This window comes from Acidimicrobiales bacterium (assembly GCA_041394265.1).
GTDB lineage: Bacteria > Actinomycetota > Acidimicrobiia > Acidimicrobiales > SZUA-35 > JBBQUN01.
On the sequence record JAWKIO010000005.1, the window covers coordinates 3,123,478 to 3,140,957 of the forward strand.

Here is a 17,480-nt window from a genome sequence, read left to right on the forward strand (position 1 = left end):
CAGGGCGGTGCCTGACAGTCTCGGAGTCGAGCTGCGGGCAGACGGCTTGGCATGGGAAACGACAGCGGCATTCTCAAGACGACCTTTGCCGTCGCCCTCGCGCTCGTCGTCCTTCTCGCCGTCGGCACCGCCGGCGCGGCCTGGACCCACGCGAGCGAGCAGCGGCACATTGCCACGGCCGCCTCCGACCTCCAGGTCGCTGCCATGACGCTCGCTGCCGCCGACTCGCTCCTGCTCGATGGCGAGCAGCCCGGCGGTCTCCAGCTCGGTCATGCGGTCCTTGCGCTGTCGACCAATCGGGAGATGGCGCTACGCCCTCTGTCGCCCGGTGATGCCAACCGGGCGAACGAACTGCTCGATGAGATCGCCGCCAACAGCCTCACGCTGCTCGACCACGGTGCCCGGGGTCACGAGATCCACGGTCACGGTGAGCTCCACGACCTGCTCGCACATGCCGCGGATGAGGCGGAGAGCGGAGCCATCGCCGCGGAGCAGCGTGCGCTCGGCGCCGTGGTGCTGGCGAGCCTGGCGGTGATGGTCGGGTTCTGGCTGGTGCTGAAGTCACGCTTCCGCAGCGAGCATGATCGTGAGCGGGCAGAACTCCAGGCCCGAGAGGGGCGACGCCTCGAGGCGTTGCTCGACGACTCGCCTGACAGCGCCTTCGTGATCGACCTCGGGGGACGGATCGTGTATCGCTCGGAGTCCGGCAATCGGCTCCTGGGACTCGAGTTCGGAGCGCGTGAGGATCTCGTCGCCCTCGCCAGCCCGGCCAAGCGCGACGCGCTCCGAGATCACCTGCGCCGAGCTGATGCCTCGGGGGACTCCGCGGTGTTCTCGCTACGAGATCAGTCGGGAGTGTGGGGCTGGTACCAGATACGGGTCTCGGACTTGAGCGACAACCGCACCGTCGACGGGCACGTGGTCACCGCACGCAACATCACCAACGAAGTGCTGCTGCGCGACGAGCTGCAGCGCCAGGCCGACACCGACCACCTGACCGGGCTGCCCAACCGTCGAGTGCTGCAGCGAGCGCTCGTGACCGCATCGAACCGCCTGACCGAGTGTGGCGGTTTGACCGCCGTGATGACGCTCGACATCGATGGCTTCAAGTCGATCAACGACACCCTCGGCCATGCAGCCGGTGACGAACTACTGATTCGTGTCGCCGAGCGTCTGAACGGCGCCAAGGCCGAGGATCACGTCCTGCTCCGTCTCGGCGGCGACGAGTTCGCTCTGATCGCACCGAGCGTGGCGTCCGTCGCCGATGCCGAGACCCAGGCCCGAGCGCTCCTGGCCGCCTTCGACGACCCGTTCCGGTTGGGCTCACGGGTCGAGCGGGTGCGCACCAGTGTCGGCGTAGCCACGACCGCCGAGCCCTCGAGGGTCGACGGCCTGCTGCGTGAGGCCGACGTCGCCATGTACGAATCGAAGCGGCGGGGGGGATCGAGTGTGGTCATGCACGACCCGCTGGTCGCCGACTCGTCGGCGCGTACCGACCGGATCGCCGCCGCCCTTCGCACCGCCGACCACGACGCCGAGTTCCACGTGATGTACCAGCCGATCGTCGAGATCCACTCCGGCACGGTGACCGGGCTCGAGGCGTTGCTGCGGTGGACGAGTCCCGAACTCGGACCGGTCAGTCCCGACGAGTTCGTCCCGGTCGCCGAGACGACGGGCGACATCTGCGAGATCGGCAAGTGGGTGATCGACTCGGTGTTCTGCCAGTTCGCCGCCTGGATCGAAGCGGGAATCGACCCGTCGATCACCGTGTCGTTCAACGTCTCACCCCGCCAGCTGGCCGACGAGCGGTTCGTCCCGTGTGTGTTGGAGACGGCAGCCGCGTGGGGCGTTCCTCCGTCGAGGCTGGTGGTCGAGGTGACCGAGTCCACCGCACTCGATCACGCCGGTGTCGCCATCGCCCGGCTCGAGCAGCTGCGGGCAGCCGGCATCAGGATCTCGATCGACGACTTCGGATCCGGCTACTCGAATCTCGGTCAGCTGCTGACCGTGCCGTTCGACGTGATCAAGATCGACCGCTCGCTCCTGCTGACCCTCACCGCGATGCGCCAGCAGGCGGGCGGCGACGCCACCGATGCGTGCGCCATCATGTCGGCCATCGTGTCGATCGCCAGCGTGCTGCAGGCGCCAGTGGTCTGCGAGGGGGTCGAGACCGACGCCCAGCGGACCTCGCTCGCTGCTTCCGGCATCACCCATGTGCAGGGGTACCTCACCGGACGTCCGGCCTCGGGCGCCACGATCACGAGCGACCTCTGCCCGGCAACACGACCGGCAACGCTGGGCTGAGCAGAGCCGGCAACGCTGGGGCGAGCAGAGCCGCACTAGCCTGCGGTCATGCGTGTCGAAGTCGTCGCTGTCGGAACCGAACTGCTCCTGGGCCAGATCGTCGACACCAACTCGTCGTGGATCGGTGAGCAGCTCGCACTCGTCGGGCTGAACTCACACTACCAGACCAAGGTTGGCGACAACCCGGCCCGGATCCGCGAGGTCATCGAACTGGCACTCTCGCGGAGCGACGCCGTCATCTGCTGTGGAGGTCTCGGTCCGACGCAAGACGACCTCACCCGCGAAGTCATCGCCGAACTCATGGGAGTCGAGCTCGTCCGTGACGAGACCATCGTGGCTCGCATCACCGAGATGTTCGCCAGCCGCGGTCGGGCGATGCCCGACAACAATCTGCGTCAGGCGATGGTGCCCGTTGGGGCGACCACCATTCCCCAACAGCCGGGAACGGCGCCCGGCCTGCGTTGTCCGATCACGGTCACCGGGCCCGACGGGGCGGCAGTCGACAAGGTCGTCTACGCCGTACCTGGCGTGCCGTACGAAATGAAGGAAATGGTCGAGGGCTTCATCCTCGAGGATCTGGTCGCCCGTTCGGGGGAGCGAGCGGTCATCCGCAGCCGGGTGCTTCGGACCTGGGGCACGTCGGAGTCGGGCCTGGCCGAGATCCTCGCCGATCGCATCTCCGAGCTCGACGAGATCGGGAACCCGACCCTCGCGTTCTTGGCGTCGGGGGTCGAGGGGCTGAAGGTCCGCATCACGGCCCGGGCCGCCGACGAGGCCGCCGCCGTTGCCATGCTCGACGCCGAGCAGGCCGTGCTCGAACCGCTGATCGGTCACCTGGTGTTCGGCTACGACGACGACAACATGGAGGCGGTGGTCGTGCGCTCCCTGATCGAGCGAGGGCTCACGGTGTCGGTCGCGGAGTCGCTCACGGGAGGGTACGTGGCCGGTCGTATCGCCTCGGTGCCGGGCGCCAGCGCCACGTTCACCGGCGGGGTCGTCGCCTACGACTCGAAGGTCAAGTTCCAGCTGCTCGGCGTACCCGAAGGGCCGGTCGTCACCGAAGACGCCGCCGTGTCCATGGCCGAGGGCGTGCGACGGGTGATGGGCACCGACATCGGGCTGGCCACCACCGGGGTGGCAGGACCCGACGAAGCCGAGGGCAAACCGGTCGGCACGGTGTGCCTTGCGGTGGCCTCCGACGAAGGTGCCATCGCCACGACCGTTCGCCTACCGGGCGATCGCGAGCGCATCCGGCAGTTCTCGACCATCACACTGCTCGACTTGTTGCGCCGGATCCTGGCCGGCTGAGCGGACGTCAGCCGCGTGCGAGCGCCTTCGGGCGTCGGGCCCAGACGGCGTGCGCGGTGTTGAACGAGTCGCGCTTCAGCCGATCGCGCCACGGCGATTCCCCCGGGACTGTGGGCGACAACCCGAGCCGGCGGAGGCGTGCGTTCCAGGCGTAGACCGGGACCTCGTCGCGGGTCTGTCGGTGGAGGAACACCACCGACAGCGCCGTGCACGGCCCCGGACCGTTCTCGACGTAGTGCGCCGAGCGTGGAGGGATGAAGATGCCGTCGCCGGGACCGAGGTCGTAGGGACGCATGTCGGACGGTTTCGCATTGCAGGTGCCGTAGCGGCCCGAGTGCAACGCCTCGAGCGCGATCTCGCCCTCGGGATCACCGACGGGAGCGAGCCACACCCGTTTGTGCCCTTCGGTCACCAGCAGGAAGTTGCACTCGTGGTCGACGTGTGCACTGGTCACTGCGGTCTCACCGGCGATGAAGAGATAGCCCTCTTCCGACACCATGTCGTCACGATCCACCCCCAACAGCAATCGACCCGCCTCGATCAGTTCGGCGACCAGCGGGGCCATCTCGGCGTCGGTCTCGATGTCGTAGAAGTAGAGGGACCGGTGCTGATGCGCGAGGTCGAGCACGGCTTGCTCGGCGTCGTCGGTGAGCAAGCGGCGCTCGTAGTCGAGACCCGCGATCACGGCGCCCTGATCGCCGCCGACCTCGATGCTGCCCGCGGGAAGGCGTCCGGCCAACGCCGCGATCGCGTGACTTTGGAGGAGCGGGTGGCCGACCAGCGAATGCTCGACCGTGAACGCCGACAGGAATGCCGGGTCGGGCGAACCGTCGCCGGACAGACGAAGCAGGGCCATGGGGCCGAGCGTAGCGTCGTGCCAGTCAACGCATCGTGGGCGAAGTGCCCGACGACGTGAGCGAATCGACCCGTGGGGAGCACCCCGAGGTGCTGCGATACTTCCTACGGTGCGCCGATGGGAGACGGCCGCCGCACCGACGGCGACATGAGGTCCACCTTGGCTCCAGTGCACGAAGACGAGCCCGTGAAGCCGGGCCTTCTTGCCAACACCGCAGCGCTGGTCGTTGGTCGTCTCGTCATCGCCGTGCTCGGTTGGAGCGGCACGGTCCTGATCGCTCGCGATCTCAGCACCGAGGCGTTCGGCCAGTTCACCCTCGTGTTCAGCCTGCTCGGCATGCTGTCGATCGTGACCGATCTCGGGGTCGGCCGGATCGTCATCGGCGGGTTGGTGGGCGACGCCCCCGATCGTGATCGACTTGCCGGCACCTACATCCTGCTGCGCACGACGCTCGGCCTGCTCGGCTACGCCCTGGCCCTGGCGGTGGTCACCCTCGCCGACTACCCCGATCCCGTTCCCAAGGCCACCGCCGTCGCCGGCCTGATCGTGGTGCTCGCCACCCCATCGAGCGCCTACGACGCCGCCTTCCAGGTGACGGGTCGGTTGGCTCGCATCGCCGTCGCCGACACGCTGGGGCAGCTCGCGCAGATCGCCCTCACCGTGGCACTCGTCGTCCGGGGCAGCTCGCTCGTTTGGTACACGGTCCCCGGCGTGCTCAATGCCGCGCTCGTGATGCTGTGGAAGGTGCCGGCCTCGCATCGACTGATCCCGTTCCGGTACCGGGTCGACCTGAGGCTGTGGTGGGTGATGTTGAAGGAGGCGGTTCCCCTCTCGGCCGGTGCCGCCTTCGCCACGCTCTACTACCGCGTCGACTCCATCATGCTGGCGTCGATCGCCGACTTCGAAGCTGTCGGTCTCTACGGGGTCGCCTACAAGTTCGTCGATCTCGTCCACTTCATCCCGGGATCGCTGACCGTGGCGATTCTCGCCCCGCTGGCGGCGGCCTGGCCCGAGCGGACCGACGAGTTCCTCGGCCACATACGCAGTGGCGCGATGTTGCTCGCGGTGATCGGTGGCGGCGTGGTCGTCGGCGTGTGGCTCTTCGCTGAACCCGCCGTGTCGTTGCTCTACGGTTCGGAGTTCGCGCCCGCCGGGTTGGCCACGAGCCTGGCGGTGTCGGGCGAGGTGCTGGCGTTCGGCTCGGCGCTGCTGATCGCCGTGATGATCAGTGTGGGACGGCAGAAGGCGTACCCGCTCATCACGCTGGCCGGACTCGGTGTGAACATCGCCGCCAACGCCGTGCTCATTCCTCGGTTCTCGATCGAGGGCGCCGCAGCGGCGACGCTCGGCACCGAGTCGCTCGTGCTCGCCATTCTGTTGTGGTGGGCGCACCGCGAGGGTGATCTGCTCCCGTCGGGCCTGGGCTCGTTGGGTCGTCTGCCGGTCGTGATGGCAGGGTCGATCGCCGTCGGCCTCGGTCTGTCGGCGACGCTGCCGTGGCTGGTGGCGGCCGTCCTCACCGGGGCGCTGTACCTCGTGGCGGTCGACCGCTCGGGCGCCACGGGGCAACAGGGGTTGCGAGGCCTGATCGAGGGGCGAGCGTCGTGACCGGTCTCGTACGTGGCAGCGCAGTGCCGTCCGTCGATGCCAAGCGGTCGCTTCGACCGCAGTCGGTCGTGTTGCTGGTGGTGGCCCTGGCCCCGTTCGACGGGCTGTTGCTCATCGCTCGCCTGCCGCGTGTGGTCGATGCGTGGAAGGAGGCGCTGGTCGCCTTCGCCTTCGGGTTGGCGGTGCTCGAATGGCCGACGCGGCCTCGCCGCAACGACCGACCTCCGTGGGCCGTTCCGGCGATCGTGCTGGTGGCCTGGTCCTTGGTGTCGGTCGCCGTCCATCCTTCGCTGCAGTCGGTCCTCGGATTCAAGATCAGCTACACGTTCCTGTTGCTGCCCCTCACCCTGTTCTGGTGCCCGTTCGATGGTCGCGACCGCGACCGGTTGGTGAGCGTGCTGATGTTCGGCGGCTTCGTGACGTCCGTCGTTGGCATCGCCCAACAGCTCGTTGGCCATGAGGCACTCAACCGGATGGGCTATGAGTACAACGAGGTGATCCGCTTCGCCGGCGACTACCTGCGCTCGTTCTCCACCTTCAACCAGCCGTTCCCGTTTGCCTTCTTCGTGATGATCGTGATCCTGGTCGGACTGCCGGTGGCGCTCGAGGATCGAGGTCGGCGGCGCAATCAGCTGTTCCTTGCGGCGCTGCCGGTGCTGTTCTTCGGGATGTCCACCGCCATCGTGCGTGGGGCGTTCCTCGGGCTCGCACTGGGGCTGGTGTACCTGGGGATCGTGCGCTACCGGGTGCTCGGCCACGGACTGTTCGCACTTCCCGTGATCGTGCTGATCGTCGTGGCGTCCGGTGCCGGTGGGGCGATCTTCTCGGCATCGAGCTTGCAGGAACGAGCGACCGGATGGGTCAGCGAAGTCGGCAGCCAGGGTGTGCACCCGATCGGTGAGGGCATCGGGTCCACCGGCGCAGCCGCCGAGAAACTCGAGACCGCTGCGTCGGGCGACGGCGGTGCCCTCCTCGGTGCCGACACCGGACCCCAGCGCTACCAGGCCGACAATCAGTACGTGAAGACCTGGATCGAGCTGGGCCCGATCGGTCTGTGGTTGTTGTTGTGGGTGCTGGGCGCGGCCGCTGTCCACGGGCATCGCGTCGCCCGATCGCTCGCATCGGAGCACGGCGGCCTCGGAGTGTCACGCGACGCCGGGCTCGGCTTCGGGATCGTGGCCGCGACGATCGCACCCATCGGGGCGGGCACCGTCGCCACCTACTGGGAGATCTTCCCGGTGGATCTTCTCTTCTGGCTCCTCCTGGGGGTGATGACATCGCTATGCCGTCGATCGTCCTGAACGCGCTCGCCCTCCGTCCCGGTGGAAGCGGCGTGCAGACCTACAGCCGCGAGCTCATCCGAGGGCTGCGGGCCCAGCTGCCCGATTCGGTAGAGCTCGCTGCCCGGGTCCAGCGCGACGCGGTCAGCGAATTGCCGAGCGGTGTCGAGGCCGTCGCCCGTCCGGTCAGCAAGGGTGCTCGCCGGTTGATCGAGGGATGGCGTCCGGTGCATGACGCCGACCTCGTGCATGGGCTCGACGTCGACCTGCCGTGGCGTGTTGACGCACCCACGGTCGCCACCGTCCACGACCTTTCCGTCTTCGATGTGCCATGGGCATTCTCTCGCTACCGGGCCGCCGGCGAGCGGGTCGCCGTGGCGAAGGGCGTGCGCTCGGCCGACGCCTTGATCGCCGTGTCGAAGTTCACCGCCGACGCCATCGGCAATCGGTTCGGGCGCGCGGCAACCGTGATCCACCTTGCACCGGCACCCGAGATGCAGCCGTCGACCGCCGATGAGCGAGCCGAGGTTGTTCGCCGCTACGGACTGCCCGATCGCTTCGTACTGCACGTCGGCACCATCGAGCCCCGCAAGGATGTGGCCGGTCTCGTCGAGGCGTGTCGTCGCCTCGATGTCCTCCTCGTGCTCGCCGGTGCGCTCGAAGCCGACCTGCCCGAGGGTGCCGACGTGCGCCTTCTCGGCTACGTGCCCGCCGCCGATCTCGCTCCGCTGTACGGCTCGGCGACGGTGGTCGCGTACCCGTCCCGCTACGAAGGGTTCGGCCTCCCGCCGATCGAGGCGATGGCGTGCGGCGCTGCGGTGGTCGCTTCAGCGGTCGGCGCGCTTCCCGAGGTGCTCGCCGACGACTTCGATCTCGTGGCGCCGGGCGATCTCGATCAGCTGACCGAGGCGCTCCGGGCCGCGTTGTCCGACGAACAGCAGCGGGCCAAACTCCTACGGTTGGGTCGCGAGGCCGTCGAGCGGCTCTCATGGGACGACACGGCGGCGGCGACGATCGAGGTCTACCGACAACTCGGGGTGACCTGGTGAGGCCGATGGCGGAATGGGCGAGGCAATGCGAACGAACGTAAAGGAGACGATGACGGTGCTCGGCGTCACCCCCACCGGGGTGTTGTCGGGTGCCGAGCGAGTCTTGATCCGTCATGCGCTGGCTGGTCCGTCATTCGGCGACACCTGGGCGATTGCGTGTCCCGACGGCCCGGCCGCCGACCGGATCGAGTCCGACGGCATCCGGCGTGTGCGTGTTCCCGAACTCAAGCTCGGTGGAGGGCCCAGGCCCCTTGCCGCAGCGTGGCTCGCGCTCAACAACCTGCGAGCGTTGCGCCCGCTGTGGCGAGAAGCGCGCCGGGCCGACGTGATCATCGCCAACTCGGTGCTGTGCCTGCCCGTCCTCAAGCTGCTGCGGGCGCTCGGGGTCGAGACCCCGGTGGCCTGGTTGGTGCACGACGTGATCACGCGACCGGACCTGGAGCGGATGGCGAAGTGGTCGGCCTCGGTCGTCGATCGGTCGATCCCGGTGTCGGAGGCGTCGGCCGAGCTGTCACGGGCCATGGGGATCCCGACCACGGTGGTCCGCAACGGGATCAATCCCCGGACCGAGGAGGCCGAGCCGACCGACGACGATCCGGTCATCGGTCTGAATGCCGTGCTCACGCACTGGAAGGGACAGCACGTCCTGCTCGAGGCGATGGCACTGGTCGACCCCCCGGCCCGCGCCGAACTGCTCGGCGGAACGCTGCCGAAAGACGGCCCCTACGAAGCGCAGCTCCGCGAGCGTGCCGCGCAGCCCGATCTCGCCGGTCGGGTGTCGTTCCTCGGTCACACCGAAGACACCGACTCGGTGATGCAGAAGTGGACGATCGCGGTGTCGGCGAGTGTCGAGCCCGAGGCCGGGCCGCTGTCGGTGCTCGAGGCGATGAGCCTCGGCCTTCCGGTGATCGTCACCAATCACGGCGGTGCCCCCGAGATCGCCCTCGACACCGGGCTCATCGTCGAACCCGGCGACCCGGCGGCGCTGGCCGAGGCGATCACGACGCTGCTCGCCAACTCGTCCCGTCGACACACGTTGGGGCAAGCCGGTCGCAAGTTGGTGGCCGATCTCCTGCGCCGCGATCAACTCGAATCGGACTTCCGGGTCACGGTGCACGCCGAACTGGTCAAGCGGGAGCAGTGATCGCGTGAAGGTGCTGTTCGTCAACGAGAACATCGGTGGCCACGCGACCGTCCACCACCACCTCCGTCGCGCACTCGAGCACCACCCCGAGGTCGAGGCGACGTTCCTCGATGCGCCACCGGCCGGACTCCTTCGACGGATCGTCGGCGCCTCGCTTCCCCTGCTCGGTCGTCTCGACCTCGACCTCCAGCCGCTGCGGGCGCAATTGGCGTTGAGCTTCGCCGTGCGTCGGCGGCTGCGCCGCCTCATCGACAACGCCGACGTGGTTCACCTCTACACGCAGAACGCCGGCCTGGCGAGCATCGGTCTGCTTCGCCGCCGGCCGCTCGTCGTCAGCCTCGACACCACCAACGCCCGCAACGCCTACCGGCTGCCGTATCGGGCGCCCACCCGTTTCACGCCGTGGACGGTGCCGCTGTCCAAGTGGTTCGAACAGCGGGTGTTCGCCCAGGCGCACACGGTCGTCGCGAACTCCGAGTGGGCGGCGTCGTCGCTACGCGCCGACTACGGCCTGGCCGGCGACCAGCTGGTCGTCAGCCCCTCCGGCATCGCAGCACCCGTCGGTGAACGATCGGCCGACCGCTCGGATCGACCCGTGATCGTCTTCCTCGGGCGGCAGCTCGAGCGCAAAGGTGGCCTCGAGCTGATCGAGGCGTGGCGCAACCACGTTGCCGACCGAGCCGATCTGCTCCTCGTCACCAAGGACCCGGTGCCGCCGGCCCCTGGGTTGTCGGTGGTCGACGACCTCGATCAGGGCGACGCTCGGCTGTGGCAGATCCTGGCCGACGCCGACATCTTGGCGTTCCCGTCGACCATCGATCAGGCACCCAACGCCGTGATCGAGGCCATGGCGGCGGGCCTGCCGGTGGTGGCGACTCCGGTTGCCGGGATCACCGAGATGGTCATCGACGGTGAGACCGGCCGACACGTCCCTCCGCACGACCCCGATGCCATGGGAAAGGCGCTGGCAGAACTGGTCAACGACCCGGCGATGCGAGCCCGCATGGGGGCGGCCGGACGAGCGCGATACGAGGCGGTCTACGACATCGATCGCACGGTGTGCCGGCTGATCGACGTCCTCACCGCAGCGGCGTCGCCCCGGGAGCTTGGAGGCCGATCGTGAGCCGATTCGAGGGACCGATCTCCGCACTGCGCCAGCTCCCGCGGCGGCGAGCAGCGTCGGGCGCGGTCGTCCTCGGCTACCACGATCTGGTCGCCGACGACGTCGACGCAGCCGGCATGACCGTCGGACGGCGCCTGTTCGCCCGCCATCTCGACGTGCTCGCCGACTTGGGGATCGAGATCGTGTCGCTGCGACGGCTCGTCGACGCGCTCGCCGCCGGTGATCCCGTCGACCGGCTCGGGGTCATCACGTTCGACGACGCGCTGCTCGGCGTCCTCGAGCACGCCGTCCCGGAGTTGAGCGCACGAGGACTCACGGCCACCGTGTTCACCGTCACCGGACATCTCGGCGTGGAACCACCGTGGTGGCCCGAGGTGCAGCGCACCCTCACCGAAAGCGAACTGGTGGCGCTCACCGATGCCGGGCTCGAGTTGGCCTCACACACGGTGTCGCACGCCTCGCTGCCCATCCTTTCGGCCTCGCAGGTCGAGCACGAGTTGGGCGACTCGCGTCGCGATCTCGAGCTTCTCACCGGTGGCCCGATCGACCTGCTGGCCTACCCGTCGGGGCATCACGACGCAGAGGTTCGGCGGTTGGCGGCCGACGCCGGCTACCGGGCCGCCTTCACCTTTCTCAACGGCCGAATCCTGGGCGACGAAGACCCATTCGTATTGCCGAGACTGACCATGGGGACCCACATGACCCCGCTGCGGCTCCGCTATCACCTGCTGAGGTCGGCGACGTCGTGGCCGGACCACCAGCTCGACGCGGTCGGGGCGGTCATCCCGTGAGGGGTTCGTGGATCCATTGGGCGGCCGCGATCGGCGTCTTCGCCGGTCTCGCGGCGTCGTCGCCGAGCGAGGATCTCGCCGTGCCCGGTGTCGTGGCGGCAACACCGTTCGAACGTGACGACGCAGGAGTGCCCACCATGGAAATCGAGATGGGCATCGCTCCCGGCAGCGGCATCGCCCGACTGAGCGACGACGACCTCGCCGCCGACCTCGAACGGCTCCGTGCGGCGGGGATCACCTGGATCCGCCTCGATCTCCCATGGTCGGTGATCGAACCCGAGCGAGGGGACTTCGACTGGTCAACCACCGACCGGCTGATCGAGGCTGCGCTCGCCCACGATCTCGAAGTCGACGCGCTCCTCGCCTACACGCCGTGGTGGGCGAACGGTGACGCCGATTCCGACAAGTTCGCCCCCCTCGATCCCACCGAATTCGCACGGTTCGCCGCCGCTGCCGCCGAGCGCTACGCCCCGCAAGGCGTGCATACGTGGGAGCTGTGGAACGAGCCGAACCTGTCGAACTTCTGGGCGCCGTCGCCCGACCCGGTGGCCTACGCCGATCTGGCGTCAGCGGCCGCAGCGGCGATCCGCCAAGCCGACCCCGAGGCGTTCATCATCAGTGGCGGTCTGGCACCGGCGGTCGATGAAGCGGGGAATTCGGTCGCGCCCGAAACGTTCCTGAGCGAGATGTTCGCCGTACTTGCGCCCGGCACGCTCGACGCCGTCGGGATCCACCCCTACAGCTTCCCGGCCGATCCGACCGACCGAGACGAGCAATGGAACACCTACGGTCGGCTTCCGGAGATCGCCGTGCTGGTCGATGGCGCGGCCGGCGCCCCGCTGCCGCTCTGGCTCACCGAGTTCGGTGCCCCGTTCGATCCAGATGATCCCAGCCGCCAGGCCGACATCGTGGTCGAAGGCGTGGCGTGCGCCCAGCCGTCGCCCTTCACCGGCCCCGTATTCGTCTACGCCCTGCGTGATGCCATCGAGCCGGCCGACGAACTGCCCTTCGGTCTCATCGATGCCGATGGCACCGATCGCCCGTCGTGGACCGCGCTCGCTGAGCTGCTGGCATCGCCAGGCTCGTTCGACGGCGACTGCTGGTGATGGTTCTGGGTCAACGGCGGATGTCGTCGAGACGCCGTCCGACACGGTCGACCAGGGTCGTCGCTCGTCGACGGAGCTGGTACGCCTGCTCGATACCGGCGATCGAGGCCCGGACACGCGAGGTGTCGCCGTCGGCCATGACGACATCGACCGTGTCGTAGCCGGCGTTGGCCCAGCTGGTCTTGTATCGATCGTTGCCGAGCTGGAGGTCGAGCACATCGAGCCCCTCTTCGATCGCCCAGTCGACGCCGCAGCGGAGCAGCAGATGGCCGGGCGAGAGCGATGCATGGTCAGGATGGAATCGGCCGAGTATGGCAGCAGCGCGACGAGCGTTGGTTCGCACATGCACGTCGAAGGCGGCGGGAGCGCCGTCGACGAGCAGGGTCATGAGCGCGACCTGGCGACGGTCGGCGAGCGATCCGAGGGCGTCGCTGAAGAACGCGCCGTGGGCACCCTGTCCGAAGTGGAGACGGGGACGATCGGCTTCGGCGGCGTCGTTGAGCGGGCCGATGCGCTCGAATGCCGCCGCAACCTCGTCGCGGCTGGTGGCAATGTCGACCGACCAGGCGCGTTCGCCGAGTTCTCGCTCGGTGCGGGCCAGCTGTTTGCGTAGCTTCGCGTGAGACGGAGCAGCGAGCAGATCGGCCGCAGAGGTCAGGCCCTCGAGCACGATGGTCGGACACTCGTCGTGGAGCCGGGCATCGACCTCGATGTGCTGGTCTCGACGAGCACGGCGCAGGACGTCGTCGTTCACTGGGAGGTCGGCGAGGTGTGCCGCTCGTCCGTCGGCAACGAGTGCCGAGGCCAGCAGACTGGCGACGTCGGCCTTGATCTCGGCCATGAGGAAGCAGGCAACGGCTCCGACGCCATGACCGAGAGGTCGGACCATGGTGGAAACCGGTAGCGAGCGCCGATGGAAGGGGGCCAATCCGACCAGCTCACCGCCGGGCGAGCGGACCGTCACGATGTGGAGGGCCCCCTTGCCCAGATGCTGCCACCAGGCCAACGCCATGGCCGGTCGTCCGAAGGGCTGGGTGTTGACCTGTTCGGCGAGGGCATCCCACTCGTCGCTGATCGACGAGGCCGACTCGAGATCGGTGAGGACGTCGACCGTGAGCGATCGAGTGAGTGATCCGGTTCGCTTGGTCATGTCACGACAGAAGTCGAGATGCGACGGTCTCGATCGCCTTCCTGAACACATCTCGGCCGAAGCTCTCGGCGTGGAATCGGATGGTCGACGAATCGAACTGGAAGTCGTCGTAGGCACTGATCGCATCGGCGAGGATCGCCGCTTGCATGGCCGCGTCGGTCTGGTGCGGCACCAGGAGTCCGGTGACCTCGTGGATGATCGAATCCCGCAGCCCGCCTCGGGCCACCCCGATCACCGGCGCACCGCATGCCTGGGCTTCGACCGGCACGATGCCAAAGTCCTCGACGCCCGGGAACACCAGCGCCCGGCAGCGGCGATACAGATCGCGAAGGTCTTCGTCGGATACCTCGCCGATGAACGTGACGTTCGGTCCGGCTTCGGCCCGGCAGGCGTCCATCGCTCTGCCGTGTCCGGCCACCACCAACGGCACCCCGGCTGCGGCCGCGGCAGCGACGGCAACCTGTGGCCGCTTGTACGGCACCATGCGCCCGGCGAGCAGGAAGAAGTCCTCGCGTTGGACACGATGGTCGGGGGTGTAGAAGTCGGTGTCGACCGGTGGATGGATGACGTCGGCCTCGAGACCCCAGTAGTTCTGGATGCGCTCGGCGACGATGGTCGAGTTGGCGATCATGCGGGTGACTCGACCGGCGGCTCGTCGGTCGGCCGCACGTTGTGACGCCGCAAACGTGGTGAGCGCCCACTTGGATGCGCTCGAACCCATCTCGAGCTCCTGCAGATCGGGATCCCACATCCAGCGCGCCGGCGAGTGGACATAGCTGAGGACCGGCACACCCTCGGGCGCCTTGATGCGGTGGCCGAAGGCGTGGTGGCTGACCACGACGAGTTCGGCGCCGGACAGGTCGACGCTCCCGACCGCCGCAGGCAGCAAGGGGAGGAGGTGGGCGTAGCGGCCGTCGTTGCGATACAGACGTTGCAGTGGACTGACCGACACCGACCTGCCGGGAAACAGCAGGTCGGTCACGCTCTCGTCGGCGATCGGAGCGAAGATCGTGCCGTCGGGCCAGATCTCGCCGAACTCGCGCACGACCTTCTCGGACCCGCCGAGCTCGGTGAAACGCTCATGGACCATCACGACGTCGCGCATCACAGGGCCATCCCTTCGATGGTCGGCCGTGTGATCACGCCACCGACGATGTTCGCCTTCACGCTTCGCACCATGTCGATGAGCCGTCGCACGTCGTTGACGCCGAGCACGCTCGGATCGATGGCGAGAACGACGGCGTCGGGGAAGGCGTGCGTGGCCCGCAGGATCTCGTCGGTACTCGAGGCCTGTGTGACCGACACGATCACCTGATCGGCGCCGACCTCACCGACGACCCGCTGCAGTGTCGGGAGGAGTTCGGCCGCGGTGCCGTGGTCGTGGTTGCGGTGGCCGGCGGTGAGCACGGCCGCCCGCATGTCGGGCGTGGCCGGGCGGACCACGGCTCGCATGGGTTGGCTGCCCTGGGCAACCTCGGCGAGTCCGGGGCTCTGGGCTTCGCCCAGTGCGGTGTGCATGACGGGCCGGCCGGTGTCACCGTCGACGAGGAGCACTCGGCGGTGGACCTCACCGGAGGTGCGAGCGAGACGCAGTGCGAGATCGGCTGATGGCCGGGTGCCTGCTTGGAGCACGGTGAGCGTTGGTCGGCTCGACAACCCGTCGAGGTAGTAGGGGAGCAGCGGCCGGCCGTCGCGCAGGTCGATGACCGGTGCGCCGAGCAGTCGTTGGAGTTCGACGCCGGGGTCGATGGGGGAGAACCGACCGCGCAGCAGTCGCCAGGCGACGAGGCCCTCGCCGACGACGATCGCCGCCAGGAGTCCGAGGGCGATCGCCTGGGTGAGTGCCTGGGTCGTCGTCATCGTGGGCTCGGCATCAGCCGGGTCGGCGGGATCGACCAGCGATGCCGATCGGGTGGCGGCCGAGCTGGCATCGAGCTCGACTCGATCGATCAGGACCGCCGCCATGGCGTTCGCCAGCTCGGCGGTACCCGCGGCCGTGGGGCCGGTGGTGGCGACGTCGAGGTAGCCCGGAGTGGAACGGACCTCGACGTCGATGCGATCTCGAAGCGAGTCGGCATCGGGGGTGATGCCGGCACGCTCGGCGGCAGCGTTGAGCATGTCGGCGGCGAGCGCCGTCTCGGCGAGGGACTGGGTCTGGAAGGCGGTGATCGAACCGTCGTCGGCGAGCTGGTCGTCGACGACGAGACGCACCGCAGCGGTGGACCGGTACTCGTCGGGGCGGGTGAGCTGATAGGCGAGGAGCGCCAGACCAACCAAGAGTCCACTCAGCGCGATGGCACGAGCGTGCTTGGCCATCTCCCGCAGGTGCATCCCGAATTCGGATTCCAACAGGTCGTTCATCGGCCTCTCCAGCGCACCATTGCGACGCCGGTTCGCAGCAGGATCTTCGTGTCGTTCCACAGCGACCAGCGTTCGACGTAGGCGTTGTCGAATCGGGAGCGGTCATCGATCGAGGTGTCACCGCGCAGGCCGTGGATCTGGGCGAGGCCGGTCAATCCAGCCGGGACGCGATGGCGATCGGGGTAGGTGTCGTAGCGTTCTGTGAACTGTTGGACGAAGTGGTCTCGCTCGGGGCGCGGACCGACGAGGCTCATGTCGCCGACCAGCACGTTCCACAATTGTGGCAACTCGTCGAGCGAAGTGGCCCGGAGGAAGGCGCCGATGCGGCCCGGGCGGCGATGGGCCGCATCCCAGTCGGTATCGGTGTGGTCGCTGCTCGCCGCCGGCAGCGAGCGGAACTTGAGGATGGTGAAGTGGCGATGGTCGAGACTCACCCGTTCCTGGCGAAACAGGATGGGTGATCCCAGTTCCCACTTCACGAGTGCAGCGATGAGGAGCAGCAGCGGGCTGAGGACGAGGAGCGAGACCCCGGCGGCGAGGATGTCGAGCAGGCGTTTGCCGCCCCAGAGCAGGCTGCGGAAGGTGCTGCGCCGGAGCCGCACGAGGGGCACGGCCCAGATCTCTTCGACATCGTGGGCATTGAGGCTGTGGAGATCGAACAGGCGGGGAACGTAGAAGATCTCGGCGTCCAGCCGCTCGCAGACCCGTACGGCCTTCACCAGTTCGGTCTCGGGGAGCGACGAGAACGCAAGGATGACCACGTTGGCGCCGGTGGCGGCGATGGCATCGGCGAGGTTGGTCGGCTCGCCGAACACGGGGAGGTCGGAGGTGTGCTTGGGGTCGGAGTCGAAGAAGCCGACCGGGCGAAGGCCGTACTCGGTCCGCTCGACCAACGCGTTGGCGAGCCGGAGGCCGGTGTCGCCCAGCCCCACGATGAGAGTGGGGTGGTTGACGAGACGGCGCACACGGGCCAGGCGGACGCTGGCGTACACGATTGCCCGGAAGCCGACGACCAGGATCGCCCCGAGTACGAGATGCGACCACCAGTTGCTGTCGATCTCGGAGCGCAGTGCCTGCTGGGCCATCGCGCCGATCGCTGACGCGGCGAACAGCCGACCGAGGAGACCGGGGAGATCGTCGAGCAGAAGCAGGTTGAGGCGGCTGCGGTAGTAGCCGGCCGAGCCGGCGAGGATCGGGAAGAGAGCGACGCCGATCAGCCAGCCGAGCGATCGAGGACCGGTGGCGAGGAGCGCGACGAGATCACTGACCAGGAGCAGCCATGTGATGCGGGGCGGCGACGGTCGACGCCGAAGCCCACTCGGGCGAACGCCCGCGTTGTCGATCTGTGTCCGCAAGAAAAGTCGCCGTTCCGTTTCTCGGGTGCGATCCGTCGATCGCGG

At 68.3% G+C, this 17,480-nt stretch carries 14 protein-coding genes; 9 read left to right on the forward strand and 5 right to left on the reverse strand.

All coding sequences use genetic code 11. The annotated features are described in order from the left end of the window. Positions 1-51 precede the first annotated feature (51 nt). Together R2733_15335 and R2733_15340 are read left to right on the forward strand one after the other, a co-directional pair. Positions 52-2,304: a bifunctional diguanylate cyclase/phosphodiesterase gene (locus R2733_15335; GenBank protein ID MEZ5377879.1), complete on the forward strand. Its 2,253-nt coding sequence runs from the start codon at positions 52-54 to the stop codon at positions 2,302-2,304. 48 nt (positions 2,305-2,352) lie between these two features. Next, positions 2,353-3,612: a competence/damage-inducible protein A gene (locus R2733_15340; GenBank protein MEZ5377880.1), complete on the forward strand. Its 1,260-nt coding sequence runs from the start codon at positions 2,353-2,355 to the stop codon at positions 3,610-3,612. Between the two features lie 7 nt (positions 3,613-3,619). On the opposite strand, the gene R2733_15345 is transcribed toward R2733_15340, so the two are convergent. Beyond that, complete coding sequence (locus tag R2733_15345; GenBank protein MEZ5377881.1) at positions 3,620-4,468, reverse strand: hypothetical protein; 849 nt, start codon at positions 4,466-4,468, stop codon at positions 3,620-3,622. A 117-nt stretch (positions 4,469-4,585) separates the two neighbouring features. Here R2733_15345 and R2733_15350 point away from each other — a divergent pair, with 117 nt between their 5' ends. From R2733_15350 to R2733_15380, 7 genes are read left to right on the forward strand one after another with little or no spacing between them, the layout of a single operon-like run. Beyond that, complete coding sequence (locus R2733_15350) at positions 4,586-6,076, forward strand: flippase (GenBank protein MEZ5377882.1); 1,491 nt, start codon at positions 4,586-4,588, stop codon at positions 6,074-6,076. Next, on the forward strand, positions 6,073-7,377 hold the full coding sequence (locus tag R2733_15355) for a hypothetical protein (GenBank protein MEZ5377883.1): 1,305 nt from the start codon (positions 6,073-6,075) through the stop codon (positions 7,375-7,377). Before R2733_15350 ends, R2733_15355 begins: the two co-directional genes overlap by 4 nt. Further along, a complete protein-coding gene (locus tag R2733_15360; protein ID MEZ5377884.1) occupies positions 7,359-8,405 on the forward strand; it encodes a glycosyltransferase family 1 protein in 1,047 nt (348 codons plus the stop codon). Before R2733_15355 ends, R2733_15360 begins: the two co-directional genes overlap by 19 nt. Positions 8,406-8,430: 25 nt before the next feature. Continuing rightward, positions 8,431-9,549 carry a glycosyltransferase family 4 protein gene (locus R2733_15365; GenBank protein MEZ5377885.1) on the forward strand — a complete coding sequence of 373 codons (1,119 nt, stop codon included), beginning with the start codon at positions 8,431-8,433 and terminating at the stop codon, positions 9,547-9,549. 4 nt (positions 9,550-9,553) lie between these two features. Next, the gene (locus R2733_15370) at positions 9,554-10,672 is read left to right on the forward strand and encodes a glycosyltransferase family 4 protein (GenBank protein ID MEZ5377886.1); all 1,119 of its coding nucleotides are present in this window, start codon (positions 9,554-9,556) and stop codon (positions 10,670-10,672) included. After that, positions 10,669-11,463 (forward strand): polysaccharide deacetylase family protein, encoded by a 795-nt coding sequence (locus R2733_15375; GenBank protein MEZ5377887.1) that lies wholly within the window; start codon positions 10,669-10,671, stop codon positions 11,461-11,463. The genes R2733_15370 and R2733_15375 overlap by 4 nt, the downstream gene beginning before the upstream one ends. Beyond that, complete coding sequence (locus R2733_15380) at positions 11,460-12,569, forward strand: cellulase family glycosylhydrolase (GenBank protein ID MEZ5377888.1); 1,110 nt, start codon at positions 11,460-11,462, stop codon at positions 12,567-12,569. The genes R2733_15375 and R2733_15380 overlap by 4 nt, the downstream gene beginning before the upstream one ends. A 10-nt stretch (positions 12,570-12,579) precedes the next feature. Here R2733_15380 and R2733_15385 read toward each other — a convergent pair whose 3' ends face one another. Genes R2733_15385 through R2733_15400 form a run of 4 tightly spaced genes read right to left on the reverse strand, consistent with a single transcriptional unit; the run spans position 12,580 to position 17,435 of the window. Next, entirely contained in the window at positions 12,580-13,719 is a 1,140-nt protein-coding gene (locus R2733_15385) for a GNAT family N-acetyltransferase (GenBank protein MEZ5377889.1), read from the reverse strand. 1 nt (position 13,720) lies between these two features. Next, on the reverse strand, positions 13,721-14,824 hold the full coding sequence (locus R2733_15390) for a glycosyltransferase (protein MEZ5377890.1): 1,104 nt from the start codon (positions 14,822-14,824) through the stop codon (positions 13,721-13,723). After that, positions 14,824-16,080: a hypothetical protein gene (locus R2733_15395; GenBank protein MEZ5377891.1), complete on the reverse strand. Its 1,257-nt coding sequence runs from the start codon at positions 16,078-16,080 to the stop codon at positions 14,824-14,826. Before R2733_15395 ends, R2733_15390 begins: the two co-directional genes overlap by 1 nt. Next, complete coding sequence (locus tag R2733_15400; protein ID MEZ5377892.1) at positions 16,077-17,435, reverse strand: exopolysaccharide biosynthesis polyprenyl glycosylphosphotransferase; 1,359 nt, start codon at positions 17,433-17,435, stop codon at positions 16,077-16,079. Before R2733_15400 ends, R2733_15395 begins: the two co-directional genes overlap by 4 nt. Between the last annotated feature and the right edge of the window lie 45 nt (positions 17,436-17,480).

Bases quoted from the DNA above. Each gene is read 5' to 3' on its own strand.
- R2733_15335 (MEZ5377879.1), top strand. From the start codon at position 52: ATGGGAAACGACAGCGGCATTCTCAAGACGACCTTTGCCGTCGCCCTC.
- R2733_15340 (MEZ5377880.1), top strand. From the start codon at position 2,353: ATGCGTGTCGAAGTCGTCGCTGTCGGAACCGAACTGCTCCTGGGCCAG.
- R2733_15345 (MEZ5377881.1), bottom strand. From the start codon at position 4,468: ATGGCCCTGCTTCGTCTGTCCGGCGACGGTTCGCCCGACCCGGCATTC.
- R2733_15350 (MEZ5377882.1), top strand. From the start codon at position 4,586: ATGGGAGACGGCCGCCGCACCGACGGCGACATGAGGTCCACCTTGGCT.
- R2733_15360 (MEZ5377884.1), top strand. From the start codon at position 7,359: ATGCCGTCGATCGTCCTGAACGCGCTCGCCCTCCGTCCCGGTGGAAGC.
- R2733_15365 (MEZ5377885.1), top strand. From the start codon at position 8,431: ATGCGAACGAACGTAAAGGAGACGATGACGGTGCTCGGCGTCACCCCC.
- R2733_15385 (MEZ5377889.1), bottom strand. From the start codon at position 13,719: ATGACCAAGCGAACCGGATCACTCACTCGATCGCTCACGGTCGACGTC.
- R2733_15390 (MEZ5377890.1), bottom strand. From the start codon at position 14,824: ATGCGCGACGTCGTGATGGTCCATGAGCGTTTCACCGAGCTCGGCGGG.
- R2733_15395 (MEZ5377891.1), bottom strand. From the start codon at position 16,080: ATGAACGACCTGTTGGAATCCGAATTCGGGATGCACCTGCGGGAGATG.